Source organism: Thermomonospora cellulosilytica, assembly GCF_014138835.1.
Classification (GTDB): domain Bacteria; phylum Actinomycetota; class Actinomycetes; order Streptosporangiales; family Streptosporangiaceae; genus Thermomonospora; species Thermomonospora amylolytica.
The window spans coordinates 4,320,435-4,346,315 of the sequence record NZ_JACJII010000001.1 but is presented as its reverse complement, the minus strand read 5'-3'; the positions used below and the strand labels follow the sequence as shown (position 1 = coordinate 4,346,315).

The window sequence follows — 25,881 nt, the reverse complement described above, 5'->3', positions numbered from 1 at the left end:
GGTTTCACCGTGCGGCCCTTCCTTCCGTCCGGCCGGCTCATGCGCTAGCCCGTCGGAGGGACGGCCGCGCGCCCACTCCCTCCGACCCCTGAGGTGCTGGTCATGACCGCTCAGACGAGCTTTCCCATCTCGGTGTCCGGCCTGACGAAGTCGTTCGGCCGGACCCGCGCCCTGGACGGGCTGGACCTGACCGTCCGTTCCGGCGAAGTGCACGGTTTCCTCGGCCCGAACGGTTCGGGCAAGTCCACCACCATCCGCATCCTGCTGGGCATGCTGCGCGCCGACGGCGGCACCGCCGAGCTCCTCGGCGGCGACCCCTGGCGTGATGCGACCGAGCTGCACAGGCGGGTGGCGTACGTGCCCGGCGACGTCACCCTGTGGCCCTCCCTGACCGGCGGCGAGGTCATCGACCTGCTCGGCCGGATGCGCGGCGGCATCGATCCGCGCCGCAAGGCCGACCTGCTGGAACGGTTCGAGCTGGACCCGCGCAAGAAGGGCCGCGCCTACTCCAAGGGCAACCGGCAGAAGGTCGGGCTGATCGCCGCGCTGGCCTCCGACGCCGAGTTGCTCATCCTGGACGAGCCGACCTCGGGCCTGGACCCGCTCATGGAGGAGGTCTTCCAGGACTGCATCCGCCAGGAACGCGGCAACGGCCGGACCGTGCTGCTGTCCAGCCACATCCTCAGCGAGGTCGAGGCCCTGTGCGACCGGGTCACCATCATCCGGGGCGGCCGCACCGTGGAGAGCGGGACGCTGGCCGAGCTGCGTCATCTCACCCGTACCTCCCTGGACGCGGAGCTCGAGACTCCCCCGGACGGGCTGGCCGAGCTGCCCGGCGTGCACGACCTGCAGGTCGACGGCACCCGTGTCCGCTGCGAGGTCGACACCACCCGGCTGAACGCGGTGCTGGCCCATCTCACCGCGCGCGGCGTCCGCAGCCTGACCAGCCGGCCCCCGACGCTGGACGAGCTGTTCCTGCGCCACTACACCGGCGAACTGCCGCAGGAGGCCACGCGATGAACGCGCTCACCGGAACGGGCGGCATGGTCCGGCTGATCCTGCGCCGCGACCGGCTGGTACTGCCGATCCTGGTGCTGTGGCTCGGGCTGCTCCCGGCCGGCTTCGTGTCGGCCACCGAGCAGCTCTACCCCACCGCCGCCGAACAGCTCCAGTACGCCCGCACCCCCGGCGCCACCCCCACGTTCCTGGCCCTCTACGGGCCCATGTACGACCCCGGGCTGGCCGGGATCGTGGTGCAGCGGGCCGGGTTCGTGCCCGTGGTCATGGCGGTGGTCACCGTCATCGTCATGATCCGCCACACCCGCGCGGAGGAGGAGGCCGGGCGGCGGGAGCTGCTGGGCGCCACGGTGCTCGGCCGGGGAGCGGCCGTCGCCGCCGCCCTGCTCGTCACCGCGGGCGCGAGCCTGGCGGCCGGGCTGCTGCTGGCCGCGGGAATGACCGCCCAGGGCCTGCCGGTCGCCGGCTCGATCGCGTTCGGCGGGCAGATCGCCGCCGCCGGATGCCTGTTCGCCGCGGTGGCGGCGGTGACCGCCCAGCTCGCCCAGAGCGCCGCCGCGGCGCGCGGGGCCGCCCTGGCGCTGCTCGGCGCCGCGTTCGTGGTGCGGATGGCCTCCGACGTGGGCGGCACCGGCAACGGCCTGTCCTGGCTGGGCTGGCTGTCGCCGCTGGGCTGGGTGCAGCGGGTACGACCCTACGCCGCAGAGCGGTGGTGGCTGTTCGCCCTGATCGCCGCCGGCACCGGTGCGCTGGCGTGGGCCGCGGCGCGGCTGGCGGCACGCCGTGACCTGGGGGCGGGGATCTGGCCGCAGCGGCCGGGGGCCGCCGACGCCCCGTCCTGGCTGGCCGGGCCGTTCGGCCTGGCCTGGCGCCTGCACAGCCGACCGCTGTACGGATGGCTGGCGGCGTTCGCCGCGCTGGGCGCCGTCTACGGCGGTGTGGCCGGCGGCATCGAGGACATGCTGCGGGACAGTCCCGGACTGCGGGACATCTTCACCCGGATGGGCGGCCAGGCGGGCCTCCTCGACGCCTACTTCTCCTCGTCGATGAACGTGCTCGGCCTCATCGCCTCCGCCTATGCCGTCTCGGCCGCCCTGCGGCTGCGCTCGGAGGAGGCGAGCCTGCACGCCGAGCCGCTGCTGGCCACCCCGGTCGGGCGGCTGCGGTGGGCGGCGAGCCACCTGACGTTCACGCTCGCGGGACCGGCCGCGGCGATGACCGTCGGCGGCCTGGTCGCTGGCCTGGTGCACGGGCTCGACACCGGGCGGGTCGGTGACGTCCTCCCCCGCGTGCTCGGCGCCGCGACGGCCCAGGTGCCGGCGGTGTGGGTGATCGCCGCGCTGTCGGTCGCCCTGTTCGGGCTGCTCCCCCACTGGACCGGCCTGTCCTGGGCGGCGGTGGCCGCCGCGGCGGGCATCACGCTGTTCGGCGCCGTGCTGGACCTCGGCCAGTGGCTCCTGGACCTGTCGCCGTTCACCCATATCCCCGTGCTCGGCGTCCGGGACGTCAGCCCCACGCCGTTCCTGGGACTGCTGGCCCTGACCACCATGCTCATGGTCATCGGCATGGCCGGGTTCAGGCGCCGGGACCTGGCACTGGGGTGACATGACAAGGCGGTGTTCCCTCCGCCGCAGCCGCCGCGTTCATCGGCCGCTCGCCGCAGCCGATGAACGCGGCTGCCCGGCCGCAGGAGCGCAATGGCCGACAGGGACGCGGTGAACACGGCTCAGGACCGCGCGTTCGGCGGCGGCCCGGTGATCAGTCGGCCCCCGATGTGGCGGCGCCGACCAGGCCCCCGACACGCCTTCGAGACTCGACGCCCGGCCGGCGAAGATTCCCCGTCAGCCGCCTTCACCGTGCTCTTCCCTCTTCGATGCGGCCGCCGCATCATCTCCGGGAGCTCGCCGAGCCCCGTCCGCCGCGAGCGGCTCCTTCCGAGGTCCGTGCCAGGCGGGGATCTCGCGGGCTTCGTCGAAGCCGCGGGCCACGACGATGTCGGTGGAGCTGTGCGCCAGGATCGACAGCACGATGGTCGCCGCCACCAGGTGGAAGATCTCGTCGGCCGCCGTGATGCCGGACTCCAGCACCAGCAGCCCGTAGACCACCGAGGCGAACCCCTTGGGGCCGAACCACATCACCGCCGCCTGCTCACGGCCGGTGAGCCCGGAGCGCAGGAACGACACCCAGATCGCCACGGGCCGCGCCACCACCAGCGCCAGCACGGCGAACGCCCAGCCCGCCAGGCCGACGTCGCCGAGGAAGGCCGGGGACAGCAACGCGCCGAACACCAGCAGTGCCGCCAGCTTGAGCAGTTCGGCGACCAGCTCGCCGAACTCCTCGAACGCCTGCCGGTGGCGTTCGCCGATGGTGGCCACGGTGACGCCGGCGGCGAACGCGGCCAGGAACAGGTTGCCGTGCGTGGCCTTGCCCAGCGCCAGCACCAGCAGCCCGATGGCGACCGCGTTCAGCGGCTCGTACTTGGCGGAGATCGCGAACAGCCGGGTGCGCTCCAGCATGATCGCCGCCCATGGCACCGCCACCCCGATGACCAGCCCGAGCGCCAGCTCGCTGCCCAGCTCGCCCAGGTGCAGGTCGTCGGAGCCCTGCGCGATCGCCAGGAACAGCACCACGAACGGCAGGACCAGCCCGTCGTTGACCCCGGACTCCACGTTCAGCAGATGCCGCAGCCTGGGCGGCACCCGCTCGTTGCCGACCAACGCGGCGGCGAACACCGGGTCGGTGGGCGTCAGCACCGCCGCGATCAGCAGCGACTCCACCCAGCCGAGCCCCACCACGAAGTGGGCCAGCACCGCGGTCACCGCCAGGGTGAGCGGCAACCCCCAGCCCAGCGCCCGGCCCGGCAGCCGCCAGGCGCTGCGCAGGTCCTGCCACCCGGCGTGCATGCCGTCGGTGAACAGCACCGCGAACAACGCCAGCTCCGCCAGCGTGGCCACGATGGAGTCGCCCGGCCGCAGGGACACCACTCCGGTGACGCCGTCGCCCAGCAGGAACCCGCCGACCAGGAACAGCGCGGCGGTGGACAGGATCGTGCGGTTGGCCAGGCTCGACAGCAGGACGGCCAGCAGCAGCAGAGCCGCGAACGCGGTGAGAAGCTCGGTCACGGGAGGCCGGCACTCCTTCGGGAACGGTCGGACAGGGACATGCCGACCAGACTTCCCGGCTCACCAGCGCACGACCCTAACCGGACATCCGCTCCGCCCGCCAGTCCCGATCATCCACATCACACCTGCTCATCCCCACCGGGCCAGGCGACGGAGGGTGGGCGGGGGCCGATATCGGCTCGGCCGACCGGGCAGACCAGTAAGCCCGAAAAAGAGGCTGATCCCGTGAGGACCGGACAGGATCCGGCGGTAGCGGGGCGTTTGGCAACGGTCGGCGATGGGGCGGTGTGGGGCCGGTTGGCGTTCCTGGGTTCTGGCCATGTCCGGCTGGGCGCCGTCCCCGTAAGCTCCGAGAAGTGAGCTCCTCCCCGCCCTACGCCGTATTCGCGGTCGGCCGTCTGGTGGTCGGGGTGGTGTGCCTGGGGTGCGCGATCTTCCTGGGCTACGTCGTCATCCCCGACTACGCGCCCGCGGTCCGCGCCCAGCGCGGATCCGGCCAGAAGGGGGTGTTCGTCGCCGAGCGGCTGGACTGCTCCCGGCGCTGCGTGTGGTACGGACGCTTCCACGCCGACTCCGGGCAGACCGTCCGGCGCAACGTGTGGCTCGAAGGCGCCGGCCGCGACGACCTGGCGGCCGGTCGTCCGACGCGGGCCCTGGACACCGGCGCCCGCCATTACGTCTACACCCCCGAAGGCGACCCGTACTGGCTCGGCCTGATCGGCGGCACTCTGCTCGGCCTGGCAGGCCTGCTGTGCGGCTGCCACCTGCTGCGGGCGGGCGCCAACACCCTGCGACGACGACCGTGACCGATGGCTGTTGCCGCTCAGGAATCCCGAACCCTCGGTAAGGGGTGGGCCGTCAGTGGGTGCGGCGGTGATGCGCCAGAGATCTCCCCGCCACGGCGGGCATGACGTCCGAGGCCGGCCGGTCAGGTCGCCCGGCGGGACGTGGCCTGCGTTCGGGGACGGTGCGTCCGCTCTGAGCGAGGTGGGTGGGCATCGGGGCGCAGTTGATGCGGCGTTCTCCCGGTCCCATGCGGGCTCAGCTCCCGGATGGCGTTCTTGGGCAGGTGCCCGGCTCCAATCGTCCCTCCGGAATCCGGCCCACGGCTCACGCCAGGAGCGGCAGTGCCAGCAGGTAGCCCCCGGTCAGGGCCAGCGCCTCGGTTCGGGTCAGCCGCCGGCCTCGCGCCAGCAGCGCCCAGGCCAGGCCGCTGATGCCCACCATCACCGCGATCAGCGCCGTCCCGCCCGGGTCCGGTACCTGCGGGGCGGCCAGTGCCACGACCGCGCCGCCCGCCAGGCTGTTGAGCAGGTTGCTGCCCAGCAGGTTGCCCACCAGCAGGTCGGCCTCGCCCCTGCGCTGGGCCTGCACGGTGGTCACCAGTTCCGGCAGTGAGGTGCCGATCGCCACCACCGTGAAGCCGACGGCCTGCTGAGGGACGCCCAGCCGCGTGGCCAGGTCGGCGCCGCCGGTCACCAGCAGCTGCGCCCCGGCCAGCGTGCCCGCCAGCCCCAGCACCGCACGGACCAGCTCCACCGGCAGCCGCCCGGCCCCCGACCCGTCCACCAGTTCCCGGGTCTCGGCGCCGAGCACGTCGCCGGCCTCCTGGCGCGAGAGCCGCAGCATCCACACCACGGCGGCCACCAGCAGAACCGCCAGCACCACCCCGGCCACCGCGTCCAGCCCGCGCAGCAACAGCACCGCGAACACCGTGACCGCGCCGACCGACAGCGGCGCCTCCCGCCGCAGCACGGACGAGGTGACCAGCACCGGAGCGATCAACCCGGCCATGCCCAGCACCAGGGTCAGGTTGATGACGTTGGAGCCGACCAGGTTCCCCACCGCCAGGCCCGCATGCCCCTCAGCGGCCGCCGACCCCGACACCAGCAGCTCCGGCGCGCTGGTGCCGAACCCGATCACCACCACCCCGACGGTCACCGCCGACACGCCCGTGCCCGCGGCGACCCGCGCCGCCCCCAGCACCAGATGATCGGCGGCCACCGCCAGCAGGCCCAGCCCGGCCAGCAGCAGAACGAGGGAGAACAGCATCCGGGAACACCTCCGGTCGGTGGCGCACACCGCCGACCAGACTTCCCGGCACACCACGCACAGCCCTGGCTGACGCGTTCTGCCCACGGTAACCCGGCAACGGTTCGAAGACCATGCCCGGCCACCTGCCCGAAGCCTCTGCCGGACGCTTCGGGCTCCTCCATGACCAGGGCCGGCGGGATTTCACAGAGGGGCTGTGCGCGGCCGGTCGGGCGATGGTGTGAGGTTGGGGTCGGTGTTGGCGCGTGTTCGAGGCGGGTGATGACGGCTGTGCGGCTTGTCGGTGTGCGGCAGGGACTGCTCGAGCGGTTCCGGCATCCGGCGCAGGTGATCGTCGGTGGTTTCGCGGTGGCGGTGCTGGCGGGCACCGGACTGTTGGCGCTGCCGGCGGCCTCGGAATCCGGCCAGTCGGCGGGAGTGCTGACGGCGTTGTTCACCGCGACGTCGGCGGTGTGCGTGACCGGTCTGGTGGTGGTGGACACCGGAACGCAGTGGTCGCTGTTCGGTGAGCTGGTGATCGTGGGGCTGATCCAGGCCGGCGGTCTGGGGATCATGACGCTGGCGACGTTGTTCGCGTTGCTGGTGTCGGGACGGCTGGGGCTGCGGGCCCGGCTGCTGGTGCAGGCGGAGACCAAGACCCTGCAGGGCGTGGGTGTGCGGCGGGTGATCCGCAACATCGTGATCTTCAGCCTGGGCTGTGAGGCGGTGCTGGCGGTGGCACTGGCGCTGCGGTTCGCCCTGGCGTACGGCGAGCCGGTGGGACGGGCCGCCTATCTGGGGGTGTTCCATGCGGTGTCGGCGTTCAACAACGCCGGGTTCGGGTTGTGGCCCGACAGCCTGGTCCGGTTCGCCGCCGATCCGTGGGTGTGCCTGCCGATCGCGCTCGCGGTCATCATCGGTGGGCTGGGGTTCCCGGTGATCTTCGAGCTGGTCCGTTCCTGGCGGCGGCCTCGGGCCTGGTCGGTGCTGACCCGCGTCACCGTGGGCACCACCGTGGTGCTGCTGGCGGCGGGCACGCTGGTGCTCACCGCCGCCGAGTGGGACAACCCAGGCACGCTCGGGCCGCTGTCCGGCCCGGCCAAGGTCCTGGCCGGGTTCTTCACCGCGGTGATGCCGCGCACCGCGGGGTTCAACAGCATCGACATCGTGGCGATGCGGTCGGAGAGCTGGCTGGCCACCGACATCCTGATGTTCATCGGCGGCGGCAGCGCCGGCACCGCGGGCGGCATCAAGGTCACCACGTTCGGGCTGCTGGCCTTCGTGATGTGGGCCGAACTGCGCGGGGAGGACCGCGTCAACATCGGGCACCGCCGCCTGCCCGGCCCGGTCCAGCGCCAGGCCCTGACCATCGCACTGCTGGGCGTCGGCCTCGTCGCGGTCAGCACCTTCGCACTGCTGGCGATGGTGCCGCACACCCTCGACAAGGTGCTGTTCGAGGTGATCTCGGCGTTCGCCACCGTCGGGCTGTCCACCGGCATCACCGCCGACCTGCCACCGGCCGCGCGGCTACTGCTCGTCGCGCTGATGTTCATCGGCCGCGTCGGCCCGGTCACCGTGTTCTCCGCCCTGGCGCTGCGCGAACGCACCCGCCGCTACGAGCTCCCCGAAGAACGCCCCATCGTCGGCTGACAGTGCGCCGCCCACATCGACCGGACGTGGGTGGTCAGTGGGTGGGCAGCAGTCGTTCCAGGAGAGCGACGACGGAGATCGCACCGATCAACGGCGGGTTCTTCACCTTGCCGCCCTTGGATTCCACCACGGCGGCCAAGGGGCTGCGCGCGGCCGCCATCAGCGCGGCGATTTCCATGGCGGTGGCGTCACCGTCGACCACCGGTAGCTGCGGTGGGTCGGCGGGCAGGAGGTCCTTGACAGTGCGGCCGGCCAGCGTGGTGCACAGTTGGTCGGCCTGTCGTTCGCCGTAGACGTGGGCGAGGGCGGGATCGTCTTGGACGTGGCGGGGGACGATGAACCGGAGGATCTGCGAGCCCGGCAGCACGGCGACCGGGTGCCGGTCGGCGTCGACCACGATCAGCCGGGCAGCCGCCGTTCGGTCAGCAGCCGCGTGGCCTGCAGGGCGTCGCTGTCGGCATCGACAACGGGATACTCGTGGGCCAGTTCATGAGCGCGCAACATCTGTGACGCTGCCCGCCCGCACCCGGACCGAACGGCGAGGAGCGTCAGGGTGCGTCGGTGGTGGCGCTGCTGGGCGCCGGGCTGCTGGTGGCGGCCACCAAGGTCACCACCGAGCAGGCGCTGGAGGAGGTGGAGTGGCCCACCCTGGTGTTCTTCATGGGCCTGTTCGTCATGGTCGGCGGGCTGGTGGAGACCGGAGTCATCGGCGAGATCTCCACCGCGGCCGCCGACGCGACCGAAGGGCGCCTGGGTTTTGCCGCCATGCTGCTGCTGTGGGCCTCAGCCGCCCTGTCGGCCATCGTCGACAACATCCCCTACGTGGCCACCATGAGCCCCATCGTCGCCGACCTCGCCAACCAGGCAGGAGCCGACGGGCAGGTGCTGTGGTGGGCGCTGGCCTTCGGCGCCGACCTGGGCGGCAACGCCACCGCCATCGGCGCCAGCGCCAACGTCGTGGTACTCGGCATCGCCGCCCGCAACGGACACCCGATCAGCTTTTGGACCTTCACGCGGTACGGCCTGATCGTCACCGTGCTCACGATCGCCCTCACCACTCCCTACCTCCGGCTGCGCTATCTGTAGAAAAAGCCCGCCGATGAGCGCTGCACGCCACGGCCGCTACCACCACAGGGCCGGAAGTGCTCACCACGGCGGTTCCCACCTGGCCGAGCTAGCGGCCAGGTGAGGAGATGCCGGGGCGGAAGGTCGGCGACCGTCCGCCACCAACCGGACAGCGCCCTCCCGGAAGTCCCAGTCGAACCTCCTGCATGTCTCCGCCATCGCCAACTCCCTTGAGGCGATGCCTCCACACTGCAAGGGCAAGCGCAGGGTGTTGGTTCAGCCGAGGTCGCGGTGGCCGAATCGCCAGGTTCCGGCGGTGATGAGGACGATGGTGGCGGCGGCCAGGACGGCGGCGTCGGCGAGTTGGAGGCCGTTCTTCAGCGGTTCGCCGCCGATGTAGTAGTGGAACGGGGTGAGGTGGCGCAGCCAGTCGGCGCCGATCTGGGGTGCGAAGCCGTGCAGGGCGTAGGTGAGCACGCCGGCTCCGGCGGTGATGCCGAAGACGGTGGCGCGGCCTGCCGCGGTGGCGGCGCCGAGGGCGGTGGCCAGCGCACCGAACAGTACGGCCAGTAGTGCCAGGTTGACCGCCTGGGCGGTGAAGCCCTCGATGGAGACGGCCTTCAGGTCGGCGCTGGTGCGCACGGCCAGGACCGCGGCCAGGACGGTGATGGCGATCAGCACCGCCCCGGTGGCGAGGGCGGCGAAGCGGTGCAGCAGCAGGCGGGTGCGGCCGATGGGGTGGGCCAGCAGCAGGTCCAGGTAGCCGGACTCCTCGTCGGCGGAGATCATGCGGGCGCCGGTGGCGGCGCCGTAGAAGGTGGCCAGCAGCGGGACCAGCAGTCCGAACACCGCGCCCTGCAGGTATCCGGCGGCCGAGGCCATGTCCTGGAAGCCGAACCCGCGCATCGCCTCGGGCACGTTGGCGGCGGCGTCGGCGGTGATCTGCGGGTAGAAGCTCGCGTACATCATCGCCAGCAGGCCGGTGGCCAGTGCCCAGACGCCGAAGACGCGCCGGTTGTCGAACAGGGTCTTGGTGAACATCGAGCGGCCGAAGGCACGGGCCGCGCCGGAGGCGCCGGGCAGGACGGCCGGGGAAGCGGTGGTCATGTCGATTCCTGTGCGTGTGAAGGCGTGCGAGGGTGGAGACGGGGAGCGTCTGGCGGTGGGTCAGGCGACCTGGCGGCCTGGGTTCTGGCCGGTGTAGTAGGCGTGGAAGAGCTCTTCCAGGTCCTGGGTGTCGGCGTGCAGGCCGGTGACGGTGTGCCGGGCGGCGGCCTTGACCAGGGCGTCGGGGCTGCCGTTGACGTTGCAGGTGAGGGTGGTGCCCTGCACTTCCAGGTCGGTGACGCCGGGCAGGCCGGTGAACTCCTCGGCGGGCACCGGCGCGGTGAAGTCGATCCGCACCTGCAGGAGCGAACGGGCGCGCAGCCCCGCCACGGTGTCGAGGGCGACCAGGCGGCCGTCGCGGATGATGGCCACCCGGTCGGCGACCGCCTCGACCTCGCTCATGATGTGGCTGGACATGAACACCGTCCGCCCGGCCGATTTGGCCTCGGCGACCATGTCCAGGAAGGTCTGCTGCACCAGCGGGTCCAGCCCGGAGGTGGGCTCGTCCAGGATCAGCAGTTCGGGATCATGCATGAACGCCTGGACGAGGCCGACCTTTTGCCGGTTGCCCTTGGACAGGCTCTTGATCCGTGCGCCCAGGTCCAGCTCGAGCCGGTCGGCCAGCTCGACGATCCGCGCCGTGGGAACGCCGCCGCGCAGGTTCCCCAGGAAGGCCAGGCACTCGCCCGCCTTCTGCCGACCGTCGACCACGAAGTCGCCGGCCAGGTAGCCGACCCTGCGGTGCAGGTCGACCGCGTCGGCGCGCGGGTCGCGCCCCAGCACCCGGATGGTGCCGGAGGTGGGGCGGATCAGGTCCAGCAACAGCCGGATGGTGGTGGACTTGCCGGCGCCGTTGGGGCCGAGGTAGCCGAACACCTCCCCGGCCTGCACCGTCAGGTCCAGGCCGGACAGACCCCGCCGCGCGACACGCCGGGAACCCTGCCGGGAGACGTAGGTCTTGGTGAGCTCCGTGAGCTCGATCGCCGTGGTCATGCCATAAAGACTATCAGAATGTTCAGAGATTTCTGAAGTCTCGGAGCGATTAGACTTGCCTCAGGACCGTGAGTGAGAGGATGACCTTGGCAGACACCACCGAAGCCGCCGAGCGGATGGCCCTGACCCTGGCGCAGGGCGGCATGCAGAAGGCGACCGCCCGGGTGCTGGCGGCCTTCCTGTTCGCCGACACCGACAGCGTGACCGCCCCGGAGCTGGCCGAGCGGCTCGGCATCAGCTCCGGCTCGGTGTCGGGGGCGATCAAGATGCTGTCCACCGTCGGGCTCATCGAACGGGTGCCCGCCCCCGGCAGCCGCCGCGAGCACTACCGGCTGCGCGACGGCGCCTGGGCCACGCTCATGTCGGCGCAGAACGGCATGGTCCAGGCCATGTTCCAGGCCGCCGACCAGGGCATCGCCGCCGCCGGCCCCGACTCCCCCGCCGCCCGCCGGCTGGAGGAGATGCGCGATTTCTACGGCTTCATGTTCCGCGAACTGCCCGCCCTGGTGGAGCGCTGGCGGGCCGAACGCGCCCAGCCGTCAGACCCGGCATAGCCCATCCACGCGGCCGACCGACCTCACCGACACCACCGCCCTCGTGAAGCGGTCCTGGCGGTCAGCGCAGCCTGATCTCCCCAGCAGCTCCCACACCTCGAGCACCCGGTAAGTGGGCGACCAGCTCGATGAACTGCCCATCGACTCTGGCCGACCCGATCCGTGTGGTCAGCCGGTGCTGGCCTCGCCGAGCTGGGCGACGGCGGCGGTGAACCGGTCGGTGACCTGGCCCCGCTCGGTCAGCTCATGGGTACGGCGCTGGGCCTCCTCGCTTTGCCGCAGGCCTTCTTGGGTGAGCTGGAAGGTGCGCAGCTGCGCCGCTTCGGCGACCTCGGAGGCCCGCAGTGCGGCTTGGACGTTGTCCTGTGCGGCGTGGGCGGTCTGCCGGGCCGAGCGGGCGTTGGCAGCGGTGTAGTAGATCGCCACCGCCGCCAAGATCCCGGTCGCCACCGCGGTGATCCGGCCCCGGGCCTTGTCCAGCACCTCCTGGCGCTCCTTGCCGGTGGGCGCGCCCTGCCCGTCCAGGTCCACCCCGTCGACGTGCTCGACCCACCAGGTCGTGGCCGGCCACAGCAACAACACCAGCAGCACCAGCGCCAGCACGGTCCCGACCGCACCGGCCGTCCACCACACCCACCGCCGACGCCACCACCCCACCACCGCCGGGCCCGAGGGTGCGGCGGGCGGCTCACCCGGATCATTCATGCCTCTCAGACGCAAGACGGGCGCGGGCGGATCACCGGTTCGTCGGAGTCAGGGCAGCGGTTCGGTGCGAATGGCCGCGTCCAGCGCCAGCAGGGTCGGGCCCGGTCGGTCAGCACCGGCCAGCCGCGGCGTCGGGCCGACAGCACCACGGCGGCGGCCGTCAGATCCTCTGAGGGCGGGGCGGGCCGCCGCCAGCAGAGTTGAGGCCCTGCGCCCCCGGATCGTCGGCATCATCGATGCGATCCTGGGCGCCCTTCCCGAGCACGCCGACGCCGACGGGGTGGTCGACCTTCGCTCCAAAGAACCCTTCGACGACCTCACCAGCGCACTCATCGCCGCGCACCACGACCACCCCGACGTTCTCACCCGCGACAAACTCCTCGACACCCTCTGGCTGCTGGTCACCGCCGGCCACGAGACCACCCTCGGCCTGCTCGCCAACGTCGCCGGGGCCGGTGATCACAAGGCGATGGCGTTCTTGGCCCGTTCGACCGACTCGTCGCTGGCGGGGCCGCCCGGATTCTCCAGGGCCAGGGCCTGGTTGGCCTCGGCGAAGGGGCGCATGCGGGCCTCGTAGCGGGCGAAGGCGGTCTTGTGGTCGGTGGCCTTGCCCAGTTCCTCGGCCAGCACGTGGGCGCCCACCAGGGCCAGGCTGGTGCCCTGACCGGACATCGGGGAGGGGCAGCAGGCGGCGTCGCCGATCAGTGAGATGCGGCCGGTCGACCAGTGGTCCATGCGGACCTGGGCCATGGCGTCGAAGTAGAAGTCCGGGGCCTCCCACATGCCCTTGAGCAGCCTGGGGGTCTCCCAGCGTAGGGCGGCGCAGTGTTCGGCGACGATGCGTTTCTGCTGCTCGACGTCGCGGTGGTCGTAGTCGATCGGGTCCGCGTCGAAACCGACGAAGACCTTGATCCGGGTGTTGTCGCGCGTGGTGAAGATGCCGTAACCGGCGTCGCCGTCCCTGAGCCAGGTCTGCCAGTCCTCCAGGCCCAGGAAGTTGTCCATCGTGTAGATGCCGATGTACTGGCCCAGCGGGTGGACGAAGCGCTCCTCGGGGCCGAAGGCCAGGCGGCGCACGGTGGAGTGCAGGCCGTCCGCGCCGATCACCAGGTCGAAGTCGCGGGGCTCGGAGCGCTCGAAGGTGACGTGGACGCCGTCGGCGTGCTCCCGCAGGGCGGTGATCGAGTCGCCGAAGATGTACTCCGCGAGGGTGTGCTCGAAGAGGATCCGGGTCAGGTCCTCCCTGAGCAGCTCCACGTCGTCGTTGTCGAAACGGCCGCCGCTGTAGGTGGACTCGGTGCTGCGGAAGATCTCGTCGCCGTCCCCGTCGAGCATCGACATCCCCCGGTAACCGGTCCTGGCCCGCCGGATCTCCTCCAACAGGCCCATCCGGGAGACGACCTCCAGCGCCGCGCCGCGGATGTCGATCGCGTGGCCGCCGGGGCGCAGGGCGGATGAACGTTCGACCACGGTGACGGTGAATCCGTGGCGGCGCAGCCAAAACGCCAGAGACAGGCCCGCCGTGCCCGCGCCGGAGATGAGTGCCCTCATGGTGAACCCCTTTCGTGTACGACAGAATGTACGCCGTACAAACAGTGGCTGGTAAGGGGTTTTGATAGATTCTGTACTAGTACAGAAGGAGGAGTGCATGGCAGCGCCGTACCAGCAGATCGTCGAGGACATCCGGCGGCGTATCGCCGAAGGGGAGCTGGCGCCGGGCGACCGGGTGCCGTCGACCAGGCAGATCGCCATGAAGTGGGGGGTGGCGCTGGCCACCGCGGCCAAGGCGCTGGCCGCGCTGAGCCACGAGGGTCTGGTCGAGGCCAGGCCGAGGTCCGGGACGGTGGTGGCCGACCGCGGGCACCGGCGGCGCCCGGCGGGGGAGCACGGGCTGACCCGCGAGCGCATCGTCGCGGCGGCGATGGAGATCGCCGACGCCGAGGGCCTGGGCGCGCTGTCCATGCGCAGCGTCGCGGCCCGGCTGGGCGTGTCGACCATGTCGACCTACCGCTATGTCGGCGGCAAGGACGACCTGGTCATGCTGATGGCCGACGCGGCGTACGGCGAGGCCGCCTGGCCCGAGACGCCGCCGGAGGGCTGGCGGGCCCGGTTCGAGCTGGTCGCGCGGCTGCTGTGGCAGGTCCACCGGCGGCATCCGTGGCTGGCCCACATCACCCCGCTCAACCGGCCGCTGGCCCTGCCCAACCTGATGGCGCACGGCGAACGGCTGCTGGCCGCCCTCGACGGCCTCGGGCTGGATCCGGTCACCATGCTCAACCTGCAGATCCTGGTCTACAGCCACGTCCAGGGGCTGGCGGCCAACCTGGAGCACGAGGCGCAGGCGCAGGCGGCCACCGGGGTGTCGGACCAGGAATGGGTCGACGCCCAGGTGGGCGCGATGGACCTGCGCCGCCTGCCCACCTTCGCCAAGGTGCTGGCGGGCCTGCCGAGCGAGGGATACGACCTGGATCTCGACGAGTTCTTCGAGTTCGGCCTGCAGCCGCTGCTGGACGGCGTTGAGGCGCTCATCGCCCGCGACCGGCGGGACGACGCGCCCGCCTAGTAGGGCTCGGTCGGGTGAGGTAGTTCCTGCGTGTTCGTCCCGATCTGGCGCGGGAGGTGGGAGGGATGACTCCGCAGGAGCTGGAGGGTGTGCGGACGCGGCTGGAGGAGTTCGCGGCCGAGGTGTTCGCCCCGTTCGCGCGGGTTGATCAACGGTGGTGGGCCCAGGCGTATGTGCGGGGCTGCTGGGGACCGGTGGCCGCAAGTCGATGGAGCCGGCGGCGTCGGCGAGGAGTTCACCGGTCTCGCAGCGTCCGCGTCGACTTGACGGAGGAGGAGTACGCGGCGGTGCGCGACGCCGCGGCTCGTGAGCGGTTCGCCGTGTCCGCCTACGCCGGCCAGGTCCTGGTCGCGGTGGCCCAGGGCGGTCACGCTCCCGAGTTCGTGCCTCTGCGGGAACTGATGCGCCACCTTCTGCAGGCCAGTGGTCAGGTTCGCCGGATCGGCATCAACCTCAATCAGGCCGTGGCCGCCCTGCATTCCCTCGGGAAGCCCACTGGTGCGCTCCGCTCCGGGGAGAACCACGCCGGAGCCGGCGGCCCGATGCAGTTCCTCGCCGCCACCTGGGCCGCCTACGGCGTCGACGCCAACGGTGACGGGCGAGCCCACCGGGCACAGCCCCCAGATCGGCAGCCTCCTGCCGATCCACCTCCCGGCCAACGGCGGACTGCTCGCAGCCGTGTCCCTCATGGCCGCCGGATGGGACGGCGCTGGCGCCGACTGCCCGGGCTTCCCGCGCAACGGCCGCTGGTCCGTACGCCACGAGGGATTCACCGTATGGCCCTGACCTGAGCCGCCGACGAACGGCACCTCCCCGTTCGCCCCCGCCGCGCAGCACCGGCGACAGCAGAAAGCGACGACATTGACCAGGCGAAACCCCGCCCACCGTGATCCGCCGGGAACTGACCGAACTGCACCAGATCCTCGTCCGGGCCGGACTGGTCGTCCGGACCGCCGGCAACGTGTCCGCCCGTGTGGGAGAGGACCACTTCCTGATCAAACCGAGCGGACTGCCCTACGACGAGCTGACTCCCGACTCGATGGTCCTGTGCGACCTGGAAGGCAAGGCCGTCGACGGCGAGGCGCTCAAACCGTCCAGCGACGTGTTCGCCCACGCCTACGTGTACCGGCACCGGCCCGACGTCGGTGGAGTGGTGCACACCCACTCCCCCTACGCGACCGTGTGGGCGGCCCGCGGCGAGCCGATCCCGTGCGTGCTGACGGCCATGGCGGACGAGTTCGGCGGAGGGATCCCGATCGGCCCGTTCGCGTTGATCGGCGGCGACGAGACCCTCGCCGGGCATCGCGGCCCCGCCGTGCTGATGCGCGACCACGGGGTCTTCACCATCGGCGGCACGGCCCGTGCGGCGGTGAAGGCCGCGGTGATGTGAGAGGACGTCGCCCGGACCGTGCACCTGTCGCGGAAACGTGGTAGCCGGGACGGGGTTCGAACCCGCACCTGCCGCCTTGAAAGGGCGGTGACCTTCCGGTTAGTCGACCCGGCCTGGGCCCTGGGAAAGGGCGAGCAGCGCGTACGAGAATCGAACTCGTGTTTCCACGGTGAGAACGTGGTGTCCTGGCCACTGGACGAACGCGCCTTGGATGGAAAAGCCGCCCGCTCCCTGGGGAGAAGGCGGCGCGCCGGTCAGGGCCGGGACGTCAGAGGGCTTCTCCGCCGGGGACGAGGGGGCGTTCATGGCGTTCGAGACGGTGTTCCGTCATGGCGCACGCTCCCTTCGTCGTGTGGAATCCGGTGCGGTTTCCGCTGTTGAGACAAGTGTGCGGCACCGGAATGTCCGGAGGCAACGGGTTTTTCCGCCGGGACGAGTACGCCCCCGGTGGCCGGAGCCGCCGGGGGCGTCGTGTCGCCGGGGAGGGCGCGGTCAGCCCGTGGTGACCTCGCGGTCCAGGGCGCTGCCCTTGACCCACCTGTCCCAGGACATCTCGTAGTAGCTCCAGCCGTTGTTCCACGGCAGGCTCCGCTTGGTGCCCGTCACGATGACGATGTCGCCCCGGTAGGAGAGGTTGTAGAACCACTCGGCGAACGGGGGCGGGGTGTTGACGCAGCCGTGGCTGGCGTTGTAGCGGCCGAACGCCCAGTAGCGGTCCGGGCTGGCGTGCACGTACTCGCCGGTGGACGAGATCCGCACGGCGTGCGGCAGCAGCAGGTCGTAGCCGCCGTTCTTCTTGTCCTTGGGGTCGACGCCCATCCACTCCGACGTCATCCGCTCGACCCGGTGCTTGCTCATGGTCAGGTGGATGCCGCTGGTGGTCAGGTAGGTGTCGACCCCGTTGACGACCCGGCCGCCCTTGCCGGCGCTGATCCCGGTCTTCTTGACGACCTTGCCGTTGACCTTGACGACCATCTTCTTGGTCTTGGCGTTGACCGTGGAGATGTGCGAGTCGCCGATCCTGAACGAGCGGGTGAAGTCGGCGGTGCCGTACACGCCCTTGCCGGCCCTGATCCCGGCCAGCTCGGCGGTCAGCTTCACGGTCTGGTTGGGCTGCCAGTACTGCTCGTTCTTGGTCCGGAAGATCACCTGCCGGTCGCTGATCCAGAACCAGGCGCCGGTGGCGGGCTTGGTGGACCTGACCTCCAGCGCCTGCTCGACCGTCTTCTTGTCGCGGTCGGGGATCTCCCGGTTGAAGGTCAGCGTGATCGGCATCCCCACGCCGACCTTCTCCCCCGGCATCGGGATCATGTCCACGACGGTCAGCGGGGCGGCGGCCTTGAGCGTGGTGAAGCTGCTGGTGGCCGTGGTGGTCTTGCCCTGCGGGTTGCGGGCCACCACCGAGACCTCGTAGGCCGTGCCGGGCTTGAGCGTGCGGGACCGCCAGGTGGTCTTGTCGGAGGACATCTCCCCCTCCACCGGCTTGCCCTTGACGGTGACGCTGACCTGCTCCAGCGTCCCGTTGCCGACCTTGACCACCACGCCCTTGTCCGGCGGGGCCTTGGTGGTGCCGGTCCCGGGCGTGATCGTCACCTGGGGGGCGCTCACGTCCTCCTCGCCGGCGACGGTGCTCCCCGTTCCCGTCCCGCCGTCTCCCCCTCCGGAACAGGCCGTCGTCGCGAACAGGACCATCGCCCCCGCGATCCCGGCAGCACCGGCTCCACGCAGTCGCACCGTGAACCTCCCAGACCCCACCAGATCCCCGGGACGACATTAGCGACAAAACACATCGATCATGTCCCCGTTCGGGTTTTTGCGGGCGGTCGAGATCGAAGTGTTGCCGTCCGGGATTCTCTTCTTATTCGCCGCAGGCCCCCGGGCGGTTCCCGGGGGCCTGCGGCGGTCGCGGAGCGTCAGCGCCTCAGTGCAGGGCGCTGCCCTCCTTCCACTCCTCGAACGACAGCTGCCAGTAGCCCCAGCCGTTGTTCCACTCGAGCTGGCGGTCGGTGCCGGTCAGCTTGACCACGTCGCCGCGCTGGTGGATGCCGTAGTACCAGCGGGCGTTCTCGGGGCTGAGGTTCAGGCAGCCGTGGCTGACGTTGGCCCGCCCCTGCGACCCGACCGACCAGGGCGCGGCGTGGAAGTACTCGCCGCTGTTGGAGATCCGGATCGCGTGGTTGACCATCTGCTCGTACCAGCCGTCGTCGCCCTTCTTGCGCCCGGGGGCGGTCATCTTGACCGGGTTGCCCTTCTCCATCAGCAGGTGGACGCCGCTGGTGGTGGTGTACTCGCGGGTGGTGCCGTTGCCGGCGCTGAACGGCATGGTGCGCAGCTTCTTGCCGTCCCGGTACACCGTGGCGTGGTGCTTGTTGATGTTGCCGGTCGTGATCTGCTCGGCGCCGATCTGCATGGTGTAGGAGCCGTCCTTGGTGCCCCACACGCCCTTGGCGCCCTGCACGCCCGCCAGCCGGGCGGTGAAGTACACCTTCTGGTACGGCTTCCAGTACTCCTTGGGCCGGTAGACGACCTGCGTGGAGTCGATCCACCGCCAGGCGCCCTCGACCGGCTTCTCGGCCTTGACCTCCAGCGCCCGTTCCACGACGGCCTTGTTGGTCACCGGCCGGTCGAAGTGCACGATGATCGGCATGCCCACGCCGACCTTCTCCCCCTTGATGTTGGGGGTGACGTCGGAGATGCCGAACGTGCGGGCCGGCTTGAGCGTGGTGAACGTGCTGTTGGAGGCGGTGGTCTTGCCGTCGCCGTTGCGGGCCCGGACGGTCACCGTGTACGAGGTGCCGGGCACCAGGGTCCGCGCCGACCTCCAGGAGGTGCGGTCCGCGCTGAGCCTGCCGTCGATGCGCACGTCCCCGCCGGTGACCGAGACGTTCTCCAGCGTGCCGCCGGCGACCTTGACCTCGATCGGCGCGTCCGGCCGCACGCTGCCGGTGCCGTTGCCGGGCGTGATCGTGACGGTGGCGTCCTCGGCCGAGGTCAGGTCGCCGACGCCGCCACCGCTGCAGCCGGCGACGAACACCGTCACCGCCCCCGCGCCACCGGCCACGATCAGCCAGAGCCTGCCCCTTGCGCTCACTCGTTCCCCCACTTCGATCTCCGCCCCTTTGACGAAGTATCTATACACCAGGGGAGACGTCCGTAACGCCGGATTGGTTCGCGCCCCGGACGCGGGAGCCGAACCTTTTCCGGCCCCGCCGCGTACCACCCTGAACGCCGGGCCGGGCCCGGCCCCGGATCAGGTCGCCGGCTCGGCGTTGACGTGCCGCAGGCACCGCCGGAAGCCCAGCACCGAGACCGTCGCCGCGGCGGCGCCGAGCGCGGCCACCAGGCCGGTGCGCACCCACAGGTAGGTCCCGATCGACTCGTGGAACAGCATCCACAGGCTGATCGTGGCGTTCACCAGGAACACCAGCGACCACAGCAGGGAGATCCGCAGGAAGAACCGGTGCACCCGCTCGTGCCGCAGGAACGCCTCGGGCATCGGGACCATGTCGGTGGCGATCTTCTGGGCGAGCGGTCGGCGCATCGGCACCGAGGCAAGGAAGGTCATGCTGACCAGCAGGGTGCCCAGGGTGGGCTGCAGGAAGTACACCACCGGGCTGCCGGTGACCGCGGCGAGCACGGCGCGGACCGTGACCCCCAGGGCGGCCAGCAGCAGCATGCCCGGCACCCCGTGGCCGCGGTACAGCCGCCAGCCGATCCCGCCGTAGACCCACGTCACCGCCGCCACCAGCGCCCCGTTCAGGCCGAGCAGGACGAACGCGGCGTAGAACACCGCGACCGGGGCGATCACGCCCTCCACGAACCGCGGGAGCGCGTGCCAGAGCATCGAGGTCAGCCGTGGCAGTTCGAAGGCGTGCGCGGGGGCGGCGGGGGGAGCCGGGGGATCGGAGAGATCGGCCACGGGCCGGTCGATCACGGGCATGGGTCGCGGGGCCTCCGGAGGGGGTGGGGCGATGACCCGCCCCACCGTACGTGATGATCGGCATCAATGCGGCATGAACCGTACGGTCCGCCGGTCGTGACAGGCTGGGCGGCATGACGGACGGAGGCAGGATCGAGGCGCGGGTGCGGGCGCTGCTGGCCAGGGCGGAGCATCCGGCCACGCCGCGACCCGAGGCGGAGGCGGCGCACGCCAAGGCCGCCGAGCTGATGCTGCGGCACGCCCTCGACGAGGCCGAGGTGCGGGCCGGCCATGGGGAACGGCCCGACCCGGTCGTCTACTGGGAGCGGGTCGCCTCCGGGGCCGGAGGGCACGCGCGGGCCCGGACGGCGGCGGCCGGGACGGTGATCCAGGCGTACGGCGGGCGGTACGCGGTGCGCGGGGACGGGACCCGCCGCCAGGACATGACGCTCCTGATCGTCACCACCCGGGCGGCCCGCGACGCGCTGGCGCTGCTGCTGCCCTCGCTGGAACTGCAGATGGAACGGGCCGGACGGCGCGAGACCGACGCCTACATGGCGGTGGTCGGCGAGGACGCCTTCGCCCGGCGCTCGGACCGCACCCGGTGGGCCAACGGCTACTTCCGGGCGTTCGTCGTGGGCTACGCCGACGCCGTGGCCCGGCGGATCACCGCGGCCCGCTCCGGGCTGCGGGCCGAGGCCGGCGAGGGCTCGTCGCGGGCGCTGGTACTGGCCGGGGAGCAGCGGCGGGTGGCGGAGGCCTTCGCCGCGCGGTTCCCGGTGCTGGGGCGTCCGCGCACGCAGCGGGTGCGCGCCGACGGGTACCGGGCCGGGCAGGCCGCCGGGCGGCACGCGGACCTGGGCGGGGGACGGCTCGGCGACGGGCCGCCGGCGATCGCGCCGTGACCGTTCAGGACCGGGCGGGCGGCGTCGCGTCCTGGGCGGCGGCGTAGATCGCGCGCAGGGTCACCGCCACCGAGGGCCGCCGCACGCTGGCGGCGCGCGCGACCGCGTACACCTCGCGGGCGATGTCGAGGCCGGGCAGTTCCCGCACCGCGACCGGCGCGCCCCCGCCGACCAGCGCCAGCGCGGGCATCGCGGCGATGCCGATGCCCCGGGCGACCAGGTTGAGCAGGGTGTGCAGGCCCTCGAACTCCCAGGCCACGGTGGGCCCGCCGGGCACGGTCTCCAGCAGCCGGTCCACCGCCTGGCGGGACGGCTCGCCGGGCGGGGCGGCCATCCACGGCTCGTCGCGCAGCTCGCGCAGGTCCAGCGGCTCGTCCGGGTCCGCCATCGGATGCCAGGGCGGCAGCACCAGCACCAGCGGGTCGCGGCACAGGTGGATCAGCTGCAGGGTGGACGGGACCTGTGCGGCCAGGGCGCCGGTCCAGTCGTCGACCAGCGCGATGTCCACCTCCCCCGACTGCACCTGGGCCAGGCCCGCGCCGGGGCCGGTCTGCCGCAGCACGAACGTCAGCTGGGAGTGGTCGGCGAGGCTGCGGGCGATCGCGGGGGCGAAGGCCACCGCGGCGGTGGGGAACGCGGTCACCACCACCCGGCCGGAGGGGATGCCGGACTCGGCCGACAGCTCGGCCTCGGCGGCCTCGACCATGTTGAGGATGTCCTCGGCGCGCAGCGCCAGCCGGCGGCCGGCGTCGGTCAGCTCCGCGCTGCGGGCGGTGCGGTCCAGGAGCGCGGTGCCGGCCTCCCGTTCCAGCGCGGCGAGCTGCTGGGAGACCGCCGACGGGGTGTAGCCGAGGGCGGCGGCGGTGGCCGCGATGCTGCCGCGACGCGCGAATTCGCAGAGCAAACGCAGTCGGCGCAGGTCGAGCATAAGGAAAGCTTATGGTCTCCCTCGAGAAGACTCGCTTGTGATGATGCTTCACAGGGGTAAACGATGGTCGCGAGATCCCGCGGGGTCTGGAACGGGGGCCCCCACCGACCCATGACACCGCACGTACAGCCATGCCCTGGGAGCAGTCATGCCTATGTCCGAACGCTGTGACGCACCGTCCTCCGAGCCCTCATCTCGCCGCACCGGGGTCTCGGCCACCCTCGCCGCGAACGAAGCCCTGGAGCGCAAGCGGCGGGAGGGGATCCCGGTGCTGCCGATGGCCTTCGGCGAGGCGGGCCTGCCGGTGCACCCGGCGCTGCGCCGCGAGCTGGCCGACGCCGCCGGACGCAACGGCTACGGCCCGGTGGCGGGCTCGCCGGAGCTGCGCGCGGCGGCGGCCGGGTACTGGACCCGCCGCGGGCTGCCCACGGATCCGGGGCTCGTGGTGGCCGGGCCCGGAAGCAAGGCGCTGCTGTTCGGCCTGTTGCTGGTGATCGGCGGTGAGGTGGCCGTGCCGCGGCCGAGCTGGGTGAGCTATGCCGCGCAGGCGGCGCTGACCGGGGCGGGCGCGCTGTTCGTGCCGACCCGGCCGGGCGAGGGCGGGGTGCCCGACCCCGAGCTGCTGGCCGGGGCGGTGCGCACCGCCCGCCAGGAGGGGCGGGAGGTCCGCTCGGTGGTGGTGACGCTGCCCGACAACCCCACCGGCCGGCTGGCCGAGGAGGCCACGGTGCGGCGGCTGTGCGAGGTCGCCCGCGAGCTGGACCTGCTGATCATCTCCGACGAGATCTACCGCGACCTGGTGCACGAGCCCGGCCGCGAGGTGCACAGTCCCGCGCTGTTCGCGCCCGAACGCACGGTGGTGACCACCGCGCTGAGCAAGCACCTGGCCGCCGGGGGCTGGCGGCTGGGGGTGGCCCGGCTGCCCGAGGGGACGTCCGGCCGGGCGCTGCGCGCCGACCTGCTCGGCACCGCCAGCGAGATCTGGTCGTGCGCGCCGGCGCCGATCCAGCGGGCCGCCGCCTACGCGTTCGGCGAGCCGCCGGAGCTGGTCGAGCACGTGGACCGCAGCCGCCGGCTGCACGCCGCCGTGGCCCGTGCGGTCGCCGCCCGGTTCGCCGCCGCCGGATGCCGGGTCGCCGAGCCGCAGGCGTCGTTCTACGTGTATCCGGACTTCGCGCCGGTCGCCGGCCGGCTGGCCGACCGGGGCGTGCGCACCGGTACGGGCCTTGCGGGGCTGCTGCTGGAACGGTACGGGGTGGGCACGCTGCCGGGCTGCGCCTTCGGTGAGCCGGCCTCGGCGCTGCGGCTGCGGGTGGCCACCTCGCTGCTGTACGGGGAGAGCGACGAGCAGCGGCTGGCGGCGCTGGACGCGGCGGACCCGGTGGAACTGCCGTGGATCGCCCGGTCGCTGGACCGCCTGGAGCAGGTGCTGGCGGAGGTGACGGCGCCGGAGCCGGCGCTGGCGGGCGCGGGCGTGCCGGCGGGGGTCTGACGGAGCCTGCACGGGGAAGGGCCGGCCGCCGCGGCCCGGCGCCGACGACGTCGTGCGCCCGGCCGCGGCGGCCGGCGTCTGTGCGGAAGGTCCAGGATTCGAACCCGGGCAGGTGTCACCCTGACGATCGCTTTCGAGACGACTGCCTTACCGCTCGGCCAACCTTCCTCGCCGGAGTTCCTCGCCGGAACGCCGCGGACGGAGCCCCCGCGCTCCGTCCGGCGCGTGCGCCGCCGGGGATTCGAACCCCGATCCACGGATTAAGAGTCCGCTGCATAACCGTCATGCTCGCGGCGCGCAGAGCCGTAGCGGGGAGTCGAACCCCGTTCTTCTGGTTGGAAGCCAGGTGCCTCACCCACAAGGCCTCTACGGCGTGGAGCCGCCGGGATTCGAACCCGGAATTCCTGCTTGCAAGGCAGGCGTGTTCCCGTTGACACCACGGTCCCGCAGGGGCGGCAGGAGTCGAACCCGCTTTTCGCCGGTTTTGGAGACCGGCCGCCTAACCGGTGGCTCACCCCTTCGCGTCGGTCGCGCTTCCGACGTTTCCAAGAATGCGCCGCGGCACGATACGGACGCAATGTATTTTTCGTCCGGCCCGTCCTCTAGGGTTGGCGCATGCCGTTGCTGAGCCGGGTCGCCGAGCGGGTGCTGGCGCTGCCGCCCGCGGTGACCCGTGACGTGGAGGTCCGGCGCGGGCTGACGGTCCCGATGCCGGACGGCGTGGAACTGGTGGCCGACCTGTACCGGCCGCGCCGGGTGCCGGGCGCGCCGACGGTCCTGATCCGCACCCCGTACGGGCGGGGCGGGCTGCTGGGCGCGGGGGTGTGCCGGCCGTTCGCCGAGCGCGGGTTCCAGGTGCTGGTGCAGGCGTGCCGGGGCACCGGCGGGTCGGGCGGGCGGTTCGACCCGTTCGGGCACGAGCGCGCCGACGGGCTGGCCACGCTGGACTGGGTCGAGAAGCAGCCGTGGTTCAACGGCGGGCTGCTGACGTTCGGGCCGAGCTACCTGGGTTACACGCAGTGGGCGATGGCGGCCGACGCCCGGGACCGGATCACCGCGATGGTCCCGGTGGTCACCGCCTCGCAGTTCCGCGACCAGACGTACCTGGGCGACTCCTACACGCTGCGCGGCACGCTGAACTGGGCGGCGTTGATGACGGCGCGGGAGGGCGGGCCGCTGCGGGCGCTGTGGCACGACCTGTACGGGCGGCGGCGGGCGCTGGCGGCGATGGAGCACCTGCCGCTGGCGGAGGCCGACGTGCGGGCGACCGGCCGTCCCGTGGAGTGGTTCCGGCGGTGGCTGGAGTCCGACGCGCCGGACCATCCCTACTGGGTGCCCGAACGCGACCACCGTGCCCGGGTGGGCGAGGTCACCGCGCCGGTGCATCTGGTCGGCGGCTGGCACGACCTGTTCCTGTACTCGCAGTTGGAGGACTACGCGGCGCTGCGGGACGCGGGCCGCGGGCCGTACCTGACGATCGGGCCGTGGACGCATTCGGACCGGGCCGGGCTGGGCGTGGCGATGAGCGAGGCGCTGACGTGGTTCCGCGCCCATGTGACCGGTGACCGCCGTGCGCTGCGGGAGCGTCCGGTGCGGCTGTACGTCCAGGGCGCGCAGGAGTGGCGCGACTATCCCGAGTGGCCTCCTCCGGGGACGGCGCAGGAGACCTGGTGGCTGCAGCCCGGCGGCGGGCTCGCGCCCCGCTCCCCCGCCGAGTCCGCGCCCAGCCGGTTCCGGTACGACCCGTCCGATCCGACGCCCGGCGTCGGCGGGCCGCTGCTGGACGGCAAGGCGGCGGGCCCCAAGGACAACGCCGCGCTGGAGGCACGGCCCGACGTGCTGGTGTTCACCGGCCCGGTGCTGGACGCGCCGCTGGAGGTGGTCGGGCCGGTGACCGCGCGGATCGCGCTGCGGTCCAGCCGGGAGCACACCGACGTGTTCGTGCGGGTCTGCGACGTGGATCCGGCCGGGCGTTCCCTCAACGTGTGCGACGGGCTGCAGCGGGTCACCCCGGAACGGTTCCCGGCCGACGGGGACGGTGTGCGGTCCGTCACGGTGCGGCTGTGGCCCACCGCGTACCGGTTCCGCGCCGGGCACCGGCTGCGGGTGCAGGTGTCGAGCGGCTCGTTCCCCCGGTTCGCCCGCAACCCCGGAACCGGCGAGCCGCTGGGCGCCGCGGTCCGGCTGCTGCCCGCGGACCAGGAGATCTTCCACGACCCGGCGCGCCGATCGGGGGTGACGTTCCCGGTGTCCCGGACGCTGTAGCCAGCGGGACCGCTATGCCGGAACTGTCCGATCCGGTGGTGTAAGGTCCAACGGCGCACGGCGCAAATGACAGTAAATGCACAATCCCCGTCCATGGCGGGTCATGCCTTGCGTCGCCGTGATAAACCGAAGCAGCGGCGTGACAGGGGGACGTGATGACGACACAGGAGGCGAG

General features: G+C 72.1%; 22 protein-coding genes, 7 tRNA genes and 1 pseudogene. 11 read left to right on the top strand and 19 right to left on the bottom strand.

All coding sequences use genetic code 11. From position 1 onward, the window contains the following. Positions 1–102 precede the first annotated feature (102 nt). The gene (locus HNR21_RS20415) at positions 103–1,020 is read left to right on the top strand and encodes an ABC transporter ATP-binding protein (protein ID WP_182706428.1); all 918 of its coding nucleotides are present in this window, start codon (positions 103–105) and stop codon (positions 1,018–1,020) included. Continuing rightward, a complete protein-coding gene (locus HNR21_RS20410) occupies positions 1,017–2,621 on the top strand; it encodes an ABC transporter permease (RefSeq protein ID WP_182706427.1) in 1,605 nt (534 codons plus the stop codon). Before HNR21_RS20415 ends, HNR21_RS20410 begins: the two co-directional genes overlap by 4 nt. 237 nt (positions 2,622–2,858) lie before the next feature. Here the strand turns inward: HNR21_RS20410 and HNR21_RS20405 are convergent, their stop codons facing one another. Further along, a complete protein-coding gene (locus HNR21_RS20405) occupies positions 2,859–4,139 on the bottom strand; it encodes a cation:proton antiporter (protein ID WP_182706426.1) in 1,281 nt (426 codons plus the stop codon). 356 nt (positions 4,140–4,495) lie between these two features. Here HNR21_RS20405 and HNR21_RS20400 point away from each other — a divergent pair, with 356 nt between their 5' ends. After that, positions 4,496–4,945: a hypothetical protein gene (locus tag HNR21_RS20400; RefSeq protein ID WP_182706425.1), complete on the top strand. Its 450-nt coding sequence runs from the start codon at positions 4,496–4,498 to the stop codon at positions 4,943–4,945. A gap of 304 nt (positions 4,946–5,249) precedes the next feature. On the opposite strand, the gene HNR21_RS20395 is transcribed toward HNR21_RS20400, so the two are convergent. Beyond that, positions 5,250–6,191, bottom strand: a complete 942-nt coding sequence (locus HNR21_RS20395) for a calcium/sodium antiporter (protein ID WP_182706424.1) — start codon at positions 6,189–6,191, stop codon at positions 5,250–5,252. A 261-nt stretch (positions 6,192–6,452) separates the two neighbouring features. Here HNR21_RS20395 and HNR21_RS20390 point away from each other — a divergent pair, with 261 nt between their 5' ends. Further along, positions 6,453–7,820 (top strand): TrkH family potassium uptake protein, encoded by a 1,368-nt coding sequence (locus tag HNR21_RS20390; protein ID WP_182706423.1) that lies wholly within the window; start codon positions 6,453–6,455, stop codon positions 7,818–7,820. A 34-nt stretch (positions 7,821–7,854) separates the two neighbouring features. Here the strand turns inward: HNR21_RS20390 and HNR21_RS20385 are convergent, their stop codons facing one another. Then, entirely contained in the window at positions 7,855–8,217 is a 363-nt protein-coding gene (locus HNR21_RS20385; protein WP_220500226.1) for a CBS domain-containing protein, read from the bottom strand. A 164-nt stretch (positions 8,218–8,381) separates the two neighbouring features. Between HNR21_RS20385 and HNR21_RS20380 the strand changes: the two genes are divergently transcribed. Then, entirely contained in the window at positions 8,382–8,906 is a 525-nt protein-coding gene (locus HNR21_RS20380) for an SLC13 family permease (protein WP_182706422.1), read from the top strand. A 255-nt stretch (positions 8,907–9,161) separates the two neighbouring features. On the opposite strand, the gene HNR21_RS20375 is transcribed toward HNR21_RS20380, so the two are convergent. Then, positions 9,162–9,992, bottom strand: coding sequence for an ABC transporter permease subunit (locus HNR21_RS20375; protein ID WP_182706421.1), 831 nt, complete (start codon positions 9,990–9,992; stop codon positions 9,162–9,164). 60 nt (positions 9,993–10,052) lie between these two features. Beyond that, positions 10,053–10,985 carry an ABC transporter ATP-binding protein gene (locus tag HNR21_RS20370; protein ID WP_182706420.1) on the bottom strand — a complete coding sequence of 311 codons (933 nt, stop codon included), beginning with the start codon at positions 10,983–10,985 and terminating at the stop codon, positions 10,053–10,055. A gap of 80 nt (positions 10,986–11,065) precedes the next feature. Between HNR21_RS20370 and HNR21_RS20365 the strand changes: the two genes are divergently transcribed. Further along, positions 11,066–11,539, top strand: coding sequence for a GbsR/MarR family transcriptional regulator (locus HNR21_RS20365; RefSeq protein ID WP_182706419.1), 474 nt, complete (start codon positions 11,066–11,068; stop codon positions 11,537–11,539). 168 nt (positions 11,540–11,707) lie between these two features. On the opposite strand, the gene HNR21_RS20360 is transcribed toward HNR21_RS20365, so the two are convergent. The 3 genes from HNR21_RS20360 to HNR21_RS20350 all read right to left on the bottom strand — a co-directional run bounded on the left by HNR21_RS20360 (position 11,708) and on the right by HNR21_RS20350 (position 13,795). Beyond that, entirely contained in the window at positions 11,708–12,244 is a 537-nt protein-coding gene (locus HNR21_RS20360; protein ID WP_182706418.1) for a hypothetical protein, read from the bottom strand. A 160-nt stretch (positions 12,245–12,404) separates the two neighbouring features. Beyond that, positions 12,405–12,707, bottom strand: a complete 303-nt coding sequence (locus HNR21_RS20355) for a hypothetical protein (protein ID WP_182706417.1) — start codon at positions 12,705–12,707, stop codon at positions 12,405–12,407. Then, positions 12,704–13,795 carry an FAD-dependent monooxygenase gene (locus tag HNR21_RS20350; protein ID WP_182706416.1) on the bottom strand — a complete coding sequence of 364 codons (1,092 nt, stop codon included), beginning with the start codon at positions 13,793–13,795 and terminating at the stop codon, positions 12,704–12,706. The genes HNR21_RS20355 and HNR21_RS20350 overlap by 4 nt, the downstream gene beginning before the upstream one ends. A 97-nt stretch (positions 13,796–13,892) precedes the next feature. On the opposite strand from HNR21_RS20350, the gene HNR21_RS20345 reads away from it, so the two are divergent. Both HNR21_RS20345 and HNR21_RS20340 read left to right on the top strand, forming a co-directional pair. Further along, complete coding sequence (locus HNR21_RS20345) at positions 13,893–14,807, top strand: GntR family transcriptional regulator (RefSeq protein ID WP_182706415.1); 915 nt, start codon at positions 13,893–13,895, stop codon at positions 14,805–14,807. Positions 14,808–15,693: 886 nt separating this feature from the next. Further along, positions 15,694–16,194, top strand: a pseudogene (locus tag HNR21_RS20340) (class II aldolase/adducin family protein); the annotation flags it as partial. 41 nt (positions 16,195–16,235) lie between these two features. Here the strand turns inward: HNR21_RS20340 and HNR21_RS20335 are convergent. The 5 genes from HNR21_RS20335 to HNR21_RS20315 form a co-directional block, all read right to left on the bottom strand. Then, positions 16,236–16,311 (bottom strand) — tRNA-Glu (locus HNR21_RS20335). 21 nt (positions 16,312–16,332) lie between these two features. After that, positions 16,333–16,404: transfer RNA gene (locus tag HNR21_RS20330), tRNA-Glu, on the bottom strand. A gap of 285 nt (positions 16,405–16,689) precedes the next feature. Further along, the gene (locus HNR21_RS20325; RefSeq protein WP_312881124.1) at positions 16,690–17,805 is read right to left on the bottom strand and encodes a L,D-transpeptidase; all 1,116 of its coding nucleotides are present in this window, start codon (positions 17,803–17,805) and stop codon (positions 16,690–16,692) included. A 313-nt stretch (positions 17,806–18,118) separates the two neighbouring features. Next, positions 18,119–19,288 carry a L,D-transpeptidase gene (locus HNR21_RS20320; protein ID WP_182706413.1) on the bottom strand — a complete coding sequence of 390 codons (1,170 nt, stop codon included), beginning with the start codon at positions 19,286–19,288 and terminating at the stop codon, positions 18,119–18,121. A 159-nt stretch (positions 19,289–19,447) separates the two neighbouring features. After that, positions 19,448–20,116 (bottom strand): VC0807 family protein, encoded by a 669-nt coding sequence (locus HNR21_RS20315; RefSeq protein ID WP_312881123.1) that lies wholly within the window; start codon positions 20,114–20,116, stop codon positions 19,448–19,450. A 134-nt stretch (positions 20,117–20,250) separates the two neighbouring features. On the opposite strand from HNR21_RS20315, the gene HNR21_RS20310 reads away from it, so the two are divergent. Then, a complete protein-coding gene (locus HNR21_RS20310; protein ID WP_119730040.1) occupies positions 20,251–21,021 on the top strand; it encodes a DUF2786 domain-containing protein in 771 nt (256 codons plus the stop codon). Between the two features lie 4 nt (positions 21,022–21,025). On the opposite strand, the gene HNR21_RS20305 is transcribed toward HNR21_RS20310, so the two are convergent. Further along, a complete protein-coding gene (locus HNR21_RS20305) occupies positions 21,026–21,949 on the bottom strand; it encodes a LysR family transcriptional regulator (RefSeq protein WP_182706412.1) in 924 nt (307 codons plus the stop codon). 154 nt (positions 21,950–22,103) lie between these two features. Here HNR21_RS20305 and HNR21_RS20300 point away from each other — a divergent pair, with 154 nt between their 5' ends. Further along, positions 22,104–23,441: a pyridoxal phosphate-dependent aminotransferase gene (locus HNR21_RS20300; RefSeq protein WP_376766630.1), complete on the top strand. Its 1,338-nt coding sequence runs from the start codon at positions 22,104–22,106 to the stop codon at positions 23,439–23,441. Positions 23,442–23,524: 83 nt separating this feature from the next. Here HNR21_RS20300 and HNR21_RS20295 read toward each other — a convergent pair. From HNR21_RS20295 to HNR21_RS20275, 5 genes are all read right to left on the bottom strand, one after another. Next, positions 23,525–23,609: transfer RNA gene (locus HNR21_RS20295), tRNA-Ser, on the bottom strand. A gap of 58 nt (positions 23,610–23,667) precedes the next feature. After that, positions 23,668–23,738, bottom strand: a tRNA-Lys gene (locus HNR21_RS20290). A 4-nt stretch (positions 23,739–23,742) separates the two neighbouring features. After that, positions 23,743–23,814 (bottom strand) — tRNA-Gly (locus HNR21_RS20285). A 1-nt stretch (position 23,815) separates the two neighbouring features. Next, a tRNA-Ala gene (locus tag HNR21_RS20280) sits at positions 23,816–23,887 on the bottom strand. A 1-nt stretch (position 23,888) separates the two neighbouring features. After that, positions 23,889–23,960: transfer RNA gene (locus HNR21_RS20275), tRNA-Trp, on the bottom strand. 96 nt (positions 23,961–24,056) lie between these two features. On the opposite strand from HNR21_RS20275, the gene HNR21_RS20270 reads away from it, so the two are divergent. Beyond that, positions 24,057–25,706: a CocE/NonD family hydrolase gene (locus HNR21_RS20270; protein WP_182706411.1), complete on the top strand. Its 1,650-nt coding sequence runs from the start codon at positions 24,057–24,059 to the stop codon at positions 25,704–25,706. Positions 25,707–25,881: the final 175 nt, after the last annotated feature.